The sequence below is a fragment of the Flavobacterium sp. genome (assembly GCF_044368995.1).
GTDB lineage: Bacteria > Bacteroidota > Bacteroidia > Flavobacteriales > Flavobacteriaceae > Flavobacterium.
Map to the genome: position 1 here is coordinate 1 of NZ_JBIPMS010000074.1, position 8,273 is coordinate 8,273.

8 protein-coding genes are annotated in these 8,273 nt (G+C 31.0%); 1 reads left to right on the forward strand and 7 read right to left on the reverse strand.

What is annotated here, in order from left to right:
• Window positions 1-2,432, reverse strand: a 2,432-nt coding sequence (locus ACIQ2I_RS06270; RefSeq protein WP_396181581.1) for a BamA/TamA family outer membrane protein, incomplete at its 3' end; no start/stop codon positions are given.
• Window positions 2,433-2,464: 32 nt separating this feature from the next.
• On the opposite strand from ACIQ2I_RS06270, the gene ACIQ2I_RS06275 reads away from it, so the two are divergent.
• Window positions 2,465-3,190, forward strand: a complete 726-nt coding sequence (locus ACIQ2I_RS06275) for a TrmH family RNA methyltransferase (protein WP_396181582.1) — start codon at window positions 2,465-2,467, stop codon at window positions 3,188-3,190.
• 39 nt (window positions 3,191-3,229) lie between these two features.
• Here the strand turns inward: ACIQ2I_RS06275 and ACIQ2I_RS06280 are convergent, their stop codons facing one another.
• The 6 genes from ACIQ2I_RS06280 to ACIQ2I_RS06305 are packed head-to-tail and all read right to left on the reverse strand — an operon-like array spanning window position 3,230 to window position 8,098.
• Window positions 3,230-3,928 carry a porin family protein gene (locus tag ACIQ2I_RS06280; protein WP_396181583.1) on the reverse strand — a complete coding sequence of 233 codons (699 nt, stop codon included), beginning with the start codon at window positions 3,926-3,928 and terminating at the stop codon, window positions 3,230-3,232.
• A gap of 3 nt (window positions 3,929-3,931) precedes the next feature.
• Window positions 3,932-4,663 (reverse strand): bifunctional demethylmenaquinone methyltransferase/2-methoxy-6-polyprenyl-1,4-benzoquinol methylase UbiE, encoded by a 732-nt coding sequence (gene ubiE, locus ACIQ2I_RS06285; protein WP_396181584.1) that lies wholly within the window; start codon window positions 4,661-4,663, stop codon window positions 3,932-3,934.
• A gap of 48 nt (window positions 4,664-4,711) precedes the next feature.
• Window positions 4,712-5,209, reverse strand: a complete 498-nt coding sequence (locus ACIQ2I_RS06290; protein WP_396181585.1) for a dihydrofolate reductase — start codon at window positions 5,207-5,209, stop codon at window positions 4,712-4,714.
• A gap of 58 nt (window positions 5,210-5,267) precedes the next feature.
• Window positions 5,268-6,092, reverse strand: a complete 825-nt coding sequence (locus tag ACIQ2I_RS06295; protein WP_396181586.1) for a thymidylate synthase — start codon at window positions 6,090-6,092, stop codon at window positions 5,268-5,270.
• Between the two features lie 53 nt (window positions 6,093-6,145).
• Complete coding sequence (locus tag ACIQ2I_RS06300) at window positions 6,146-7,462, reverse strand: nucleoside permease (protein WP_396181587.1); 1,317 nt, start codon at window positions 7,460-7,462, stop codon at window positions 6,146-6,148.
• A gap of 24 nt (window positions 7,463-7,486) precedes the next feature.
• Window positions 7,487-8,098: a bifunctional nuclease domain-containing protein gene (locus ACIQ2I_RS06305; protein ID WP_396181588.1), complete on the reverse strand. Its 612-nt coding sequence runs from the start codon at window positions 8,096-8,098 to the stop codon at window positions 7,487-7,489.
• Window positions 8,099-8,273: the final 175 nt, after the last annotated feature.

Genomic DNA, 8,273 nt, shown 5'->3' on the forward strand with positions numbered 1-8,273 from the left:
ACAAAGAAACCAAAATCATATCGAAGACCAAAACCTGTCCCTAAAGCAATCTCTTGAAAAGATTTTGTGCCTTTAAATTTCAATTTTTCATCTTCTACGTTATCAGAAACATTCCAAATATTTCCTGCATCGGTAAACAAGGCACCATTAAGACTGTTGAAAATATTAAATCGGTATTCTAAATTTAGAGATAGTTTTAAGTTGGCTTCGTTAAAATCATTTACACTTAAACTGGCGCCAGGACCTAATGAATATGCTTGCCAACCTCTGTTATCATTACTTCCACCTGCAAAATAACTTCTTGAAAAAGGCACAGAATTTGAATTCCCATAAGGAATAGCCACTCCTCCAAAAAACCTAAATGCTAAGGAACTTTTCTTGTATAATTGTAAGTGTTTGATGTATTCAAACTCTGTTTTAATATATTGTGCATATGCTACTCCAAAAACAGTTTGATTGTCGTTACTATTTAATGCTTCTTTTTTTTGCTTAGAAATAATACTTAAAAGATTTCCTGAACTTTCTATTTTTGCTTTAATATTATAAAACTGAACGTCATTAATACTTCTTTTGGTGCTTAAATTATATGAAAAACTAGACGATAAAATTAAGTTATTTTCAATCAATCTTTTTCTTCTTTCCCCAATGGTATTAATAGTTTTAAAATCTATTTCACTTGCAACACCAATAGCTCCATTCGACACACTATTGATGAAATCTACAGCGCCCGAAAAAGTTAAATTTCCAGCGGCATCTTCAAAATCTTGATTAGTATTATAGGTTTGTGCTAAATTATTCAAAGTGCTGTATGAATAATTATACACGTTAAAATAATTATCAATATTTAAATTTTTAACAAACTGTAAGTTGAATAAATCCAACTTAAATTTTTTAGTTTCATCTTTATTTAAACCCCAATCGTAATAAAAACTACCGTAATAATTTTCTTTATCCAAACCAATATTTGTTTGTTTTGACAAACCTAACGTTATTGATGTACTTGGTAACGATTCTTTACTAATTATTCTTTTAGTATTTATTGGAAAGAAAATTCTAGGAAAACTTAGCTTCACATCTCCCCCGTATTCTAAAATATTGAAAAAGGCGTTGGTGCTATTTTTTATACTGGCATCTTTAGAGGAACCCAAATTGCCTCGCAACGAAAAATCTAAAATTTCGGCGCCTTTAAATAAATTTCTAAACGTAATTCCTGTAAAACCAGAAATACCAAATAACTGAATGTTTGATTGTGTAAAATCTCCTTTAATGTTGAAATTATACTTTTTTAATGGTGTTAAAAAAATATTAGCAATTAATCCATTTCCAGTAGCATCTTCTACATATTGAATTCGAGGATAATCAAATACTTTCAAATTCGATAATGCTCTTGTAGTTAACGTTTTGTCCTGTTCGCTAAATAATTTTCCTTCTTCAATAAAAATTGCATTTACTAGTGCTTTAGGCTTATATTTCAGTTTCCCTGAACTGTAAAAATTAAATTTTTTATACGATAAACTATCAATTCCAATTGCTTTTTCTTTTACTTGTTTGTCTGTAAAAACATTTACTTTGTTAATTTTATACAACTTAAATGGCTCGGTAAAGGTAGAATCTGCATTTTTAACAATCCTATTTCCAATATTAAATGTAATATTTAGATTATTATTTTTTCCAATCGTATCAATATCTGGTCTTTTAATGTAATTTTCTTGAAAATGATATAAGCCTCTGTTTCTAAATTCTTTTGCAATTCGTTTCTTCTCGTTGCTAATATTTTCGGCGGTATACGTTTCGCCTGTTTTTATTAAAGAATTTCCTGAAATATTTTGATATAACGAATCTACAATTGGCGTTTCAATATTTCTAAAAATACTATCAATTATATACGGTTTACCAGTGTTGATTTGGTAAGTAACTTTTACTTTTTTATTTTTTAACGAATCTATTTTAGAAGCTACTTTCACATCGAAAAAACCTCTATTAAATTGGTAAGATTGCAATCTAATTTCCGATTTTCTAACTCTAGCCGTATCTAAGATAGAAGGCGCCTCACCTATTTGCTTTAAGAAGTCGCTATATCCAGAAACAACAAACGATTGACCCAAACGATTGACTTGTTTTTTAGAATACAAATTAATCATTCTATCAAGTCGGTTTGGTTTTTTTTGTAACCACGCTTGGTAAGAAGAATCGGCGTTTTTTTTACTCAAATTGTACAATTGCAAACGTGGTTTAAAACCTAATAATTTACTGTTGGGTTTTTGATATAATTGATTGTACAAATCCTCTGAGTTAATAGATTTGTTATTTACTGTAATTTCGTTATCTTGAATAAGTAATTGTTTCTTTTGGAGCTTCCTTACTTCAGAACAGGAGTAAAAAAGTATTCCTAAAAGAAAAAATAGTGCTATTTTTGGTGTGAGATTATTCAAACGCTTAATTTTTATCAAAAATACAATTTTTTATGGTTAGCAAAAACCAAATTAAACTAATTAATAGTTTACAGCAAAAAAAGTACCGTAAGTTACACAATCTTTTCATAGCAGAAGGTAAAAAAGTGATTCAAGAACTTATAGATGCCAATTTTAGTTTGGAACATTTATTTGTAACGAAAACAAATTTGTTTGACAAAAAACATACTGCAACGCTTATTTTAGATAGCGAACTTAAAAAAATATCTGCTTTAACTTCTGCAAATGATTGTTTAGCCGTTTTTAAAATTAAAGAATATAGTTCCAGTACTAATTCTGGTTTAGAATTGGCTTTAGACAATATAAAAGACCCAGGGAACATGGGAACTATTATTAGATTATGTGACTGGTTTGGTATTTCTAAAATTGTTTGCTCTGAAGAAACCGTTGATATGTATAATCCAAAAGTAGTTCAAGCTACAATGGGAAGTTTGGCTAGAGTTCAAGTAGAATATACCAATTTAGCTAATTATTTAAAAACAACTGATTTGGAAATTTTTGGCACATTTATGGAAGGCGAAAACATTTATAAAAAAGAATTACCCGCTAATGGCATACTTGTAATGGGAAATGAAGCCAACGGTATATCTTTAGAAATTGAAAATTTAGTTACTCAAAAAATTTCTATACCAAGATTTGGAAATTTACAACAAACTGAAAGTTTAAACGTAGCAACGGCCTCAGCCATATTTTTATCAGAATTTAAAAGGAGTAAATAATAATCAACTTTTTTACTTAACGAACTTTGACTTTACGACTTAATGGAACGTGAAGTTAACAAAAACAGCTCTTGTTTGCATCGATTTAATATTTCCTGTCCAAGGAGAATTTGGATCCAAATCGCGAATTAACTCATCACCTGTTCCAAAAACACCACGAATGGATGGAGAAAATTTAAAATATTCTAAATATAAATCAATTCCAAAACCTACTTCGTAATTTTGTGTCCAGGTTTTTACTCGGAATCTATTTGCTGAATTATCGTCTGTAGCTTTTTCATTACTTCCTAAATTTAAAGTAGAAGAAACGCCTCCTAACAAAAATGGTCGCACATTTCCAGTTCGTAAAGCGGAATATTTTAGCAATAATGGAAAATGTAAATTTGCTGCCTTTACTTCTCTTAATTTATCAACTCGATCTTCAATATTTGGATAAATTAAATTGCGTTGTGTGGCATAAAAACCAGGTTCAAATCGTAAATCAAAAAAATCTATTAATCTTATATTTACCACCAAACCTACATTAAATCCTGTGCCTGGTTTTAACTCAATATCTTTTCCTACAGTGTTATAACTAAAATGATAATTATAACTGCTAAACCCTAAATAATAACCAAAATGAATTTTTTGTTTCTCAAAATTTTCATCATTTATAATTGGATTTTTGCCAAAGGTACCGCCCTGAGCAAAAGATTTCAGTGCGAATAACCCTATAAAAATGAAATATCTAACTTGCATGGTTTACCTTTTTGATGCTTTATAAATTGTAGCTACACCCATAGTTTGAGGTTCGTGCTTTACCTCTATAAACCCAATTTTTCGTAAAATATTGTTTAATGCATCGCCAAAAGGGAAATTTTGTGCAGAAGTAGACAAATATTTGTACGCGGCTTTATCTTTAGAGAACAGTTTTCCAATAGTTGGCATAATAAAATTAGTGTACACATAATAACCCTGTTTAAAAGGAAATTTTGTTGGTACAGAAGTTTCTAAAATTATAAAAGTACCATTTGGTTTCAATACACGTAGTATTTCAGAAAGTCCTTTTTCTAGATTTTCGAAATTTCTTACACCATATGCCACCGTAATCACATCAAAATAATTATCCGAGTAAGGAATTTTTTCTCCATCACCTAAAACCATTTGAATTTTTGAATCTAAGTTTTTATCTGAAATTTTTTTCTTACCCATTTCAAGCATACCTTGTGAAATATCCAAACCAATAATTTCAGTAGCGGTAGTTTCGGCAAACAATATAGCTAAATCTCCAGTTCCGGTAGCAATATCTAAAATAGATGTAGGATGAAGCAGTTTTACCATTTGTAAAATCTTCTTTTTCCATGTGGCATCTGTCCCTAAAGAAATTATTTTATTTAATCCATCATAATTTTCGGAAATGGTATCAAACATATGAGCTACTTGCTCTTTCTTACCTTTTTCGGAATTTTGATAGGGTTTTATGCTTTCAGACATGATTGTTTTTTTGAAGTACAAAAGTAATTGAAAATTATGAATTACAATTTACGAATTACGATTTGACTTAATAAAAGTTTGAAACGTAAAATCAAAGGCGTGTTTTTCATCTTTTGGATGTAGTTCTTCAAAAACAAGTTCCCAATGTTCTGGATTTATTTCTGGGAAAAATGTGTCGGCCTCTACAGTAGTATGTACGCGAGTTAGCTCAACTTTATCAGCCATATCGATAGCTTGTTTGTAAATTTCGCCCCCGCCAATAATAAAAACATCTTCGCTTTTTGGACACGCTTCTATGGCTTGTTCTAAACTTGAAACCACAATACATCCCTCTGGTGCTATATAATCACTTTGACGAGTAATAATAACGTGCGTTCTGTTAGGTAATGGTTTTGGAAAACTTTCAAAGGTTTTTCTTCCCATAATTATATAATGCTCGGAAGTTAACGCTTTAAAACGTTTAAAATCATCTGGTAAATGCCAAACCAATTGGTTGTCTTTTCCCAAAGCATTGTTTGTGGATATTGCGGCGATTAGTATGAGCATAGAAAATAATTTGAAGGCTAAGATATGGAATTTAAGTGAAAATTTATTTAATTCGTTTTTACACAGAAACTGCACCTTTAATATGCTCGTGTGGGTCGTAGCCTTCTAACGTGAAATCGTCAAAAGTGAAATCGAAAATATTGGTTACATTTGGGTTCAATTTCATAATTGGTAATTTTCTTGGTTCACGGCTCAATTGTAAATTAACTTGTTCTATATGATTATTATAAATATGAGCATCCCCAAAAGTATGAATGAATTCACCCGCTTCTAATCCGCAAACTTGTGCTACCATCATCGTAAATAAGGCATACGAAGCAATGTTAAACGGTACGCCTAAGAAAATATCAGCACTACGTTGGTACAACTGACACGATAATTTCCCATCAGAAACATAAAACTGAAAAAACGCGTGACAAGGCGGTAAAGCGGCTTTTCCGTTAGCCACATTTTCCGAAAACGAAACGGTAGTGTCTGGTAATACAGAAGGATTCCAAGCCGAAATTAACATTCTACGACTATTTGGATTGGTTTTTAAGGTTTCGATTAATTCTGTAATTTGATCAATTTCTTCGCTGTTCCAATTTCTCCATTGGTGTCCATATACTGGTCCTAAATTGCCATTTTCATCTGCCCAAGCATCCCAAATTTTTACACCATTTTCTTGTAAATAGGCAATATTGGTTTCGCCTTTTAAAAACCAAAGTAATTCGTAAATAATCGATTTTAAATGTAACTTTTTAGTGGTTACCATTGGAAAACCTTCGCTTAAATCAAAACGCATTTGGTAACCAAAAACACTAATGGTTCCTGTTCCTGTTCGGTCGCCTTTTTGAGTTCCGTTTGCTAATACGTGGTTTACTAAATCGTGATATTGTCTCATATAAAGTTTGTTTCAAACCTGACAGGTTTTAGAAACCTGTCAGGTTTATATATTTAATGATTAAAAGCCTCTACGTCTTTTGGATTGTGTTTGTGTTTAAATAAAATTGCAAATGCAACAGTAATTATTAAAGCATAAAAAGCAAATGCAAGCCAAATGTTGTGCCAGTCTTTTCCGTTTGCATTAGTAAAATAGGTGTCAATTAAAAACCCACTTCCTAAACTTCCTAAAATCGCTCCGAAACCGTTAGTCATCATCATAAATAATCCTTGTGCAGAGGAACGAATTTTAGAATCGGTTGTGGTTTCCACGAAAAGTGAACCTGAAATATTGAAGAAATCGAACGCCAATCCGTACACGATATTCGACATAATTATCATCCATAAACTTCCAATTGGATCGCCATAAGCGAAAAATCCAAAACGCAATACCCAAGCAATTAAACTAAAAAGCATTACCTTTTTAATACCATATCGTCGTAAGAAAAACGGAATGGCTAAAATAAATATCGTTTCAGAAATTTGAGAAATAGACAACACAATATTTGCCGATTTTACCACAAAAGTTTCTGCATATTTTGGAATGTTTTCAAAATCTTTAATATACGTTTCACCATACATATTGGTCAATTGTAAAGCCGCTCCAAGAAACATACTAAAGATAAAAAACATAGCCATTTTAGATTCTTTAAACAATTTAAAAGCATCTAAGCCAAAAATTTGAGAGACTGTTTTGTTTTTACTTTCGTCTTTTATTGGTTCAATTTTTGGCAAAGTGAAAGAAAAAATTCCCAATACAATTGCGAAAAAAGACGCCATATAAAACTGATTACATTCTACAGGCATATTGGTTATAGAAGCAATGGCTTTTCCTACTCCAATCCCAAAAGAAAAAGGCGGATTTACATTACTGAACAAATTGGTACACCACATGGCTACAATAAAACCAATAGTTCCCCAAACTCGAATTGGCGGGTAGTCTTTAATGATATTAAAGTTAAATTTTTTTAAAAGGGCGAAAGAAAGTGAGCTTGACAAAGATAACGTTGGCATATAAAAAATCATACCTACAAGCAAAACCCAAAAGAAAGTAGAAGGGCTATCAATGGCTGGCAAGAAAAGTAAAATTAATCCATATAGAATATGATGGATGCCGTATAATTTTTCTAAGTTTAAATATTTATCTGCTATAATTCCAGAAATAGGCGGCATAATAATAGAACCCAAACCTAAAGTTGAAAACACAATTCCAAACTCTGCACCCGACCATTGTTTAAAACCGAATCCATAACTCGCCAAAGTGGTAAGCCAGGCGCCCCAAACAAATAATTGTAAAAAACTTACAATGGTTAATTTTAATTTTATATTCATTTTGTAGTATTTTGGTTGGTAATTTTATTTTTTATCAATCTCGTCTTTAATTAGTGCGGCTTTTTCGTAATCTTCATTTTGAATGGCTTCTTCTAACATGTCATGTAGCTCTTGAATAGAAAATTTTGAGTATATATTTTCAACTTCTTCTTCACTAAAAACCTCTGGATCGGACAAAATGTCGTCATCATTCATCTCATCAGAATAGGACTCTTGTTTATTTTTATTTAAGAAAATTCCTGCTTTGTCTAATATGTTTTTGTAGGTAAAAATAGGTGCATTAAATCTAAGAGCTAAAGCAATTGCATCTGAAGTTCTGGCATCAATTATTTCTTCCTTAGCGTCTCTTTCACAAACAATACTTGAATAAAAAACACCATCAACCAATTTATGAATAATCACTTGTGTAATTACGATTTCATATTTATCAGCGATGGTTTTAAACAAGTCATGAGTTAAAGGACGAGGTGGTGTAATTTCTTTTTCTAGGGCAATTGCAATAGATTGGGCTTCAAAAGCACCAATAACAATTGGTAATTGTCTGTCGCCATCTACTTCATTCAAAATTAAAGCATAGGCCCCATTTTGTGTTTGACTATACGATATTCCTTTAATAGTTAATTTAACTAAACTCATTTTGTACTTAAACTTTTATTCAAATGTACTATAAAATATTTTCTATTAAAAAAAAAAGCTATCTAAATTGGATATTTCTATCGTATTTAGATAGCCTTTTAGGAGGCACAATATATAAAAAATTATGCGTTCGCCGCTTTAAAAGCTTTTAATTTTTCAATCAATTTTGGTACTA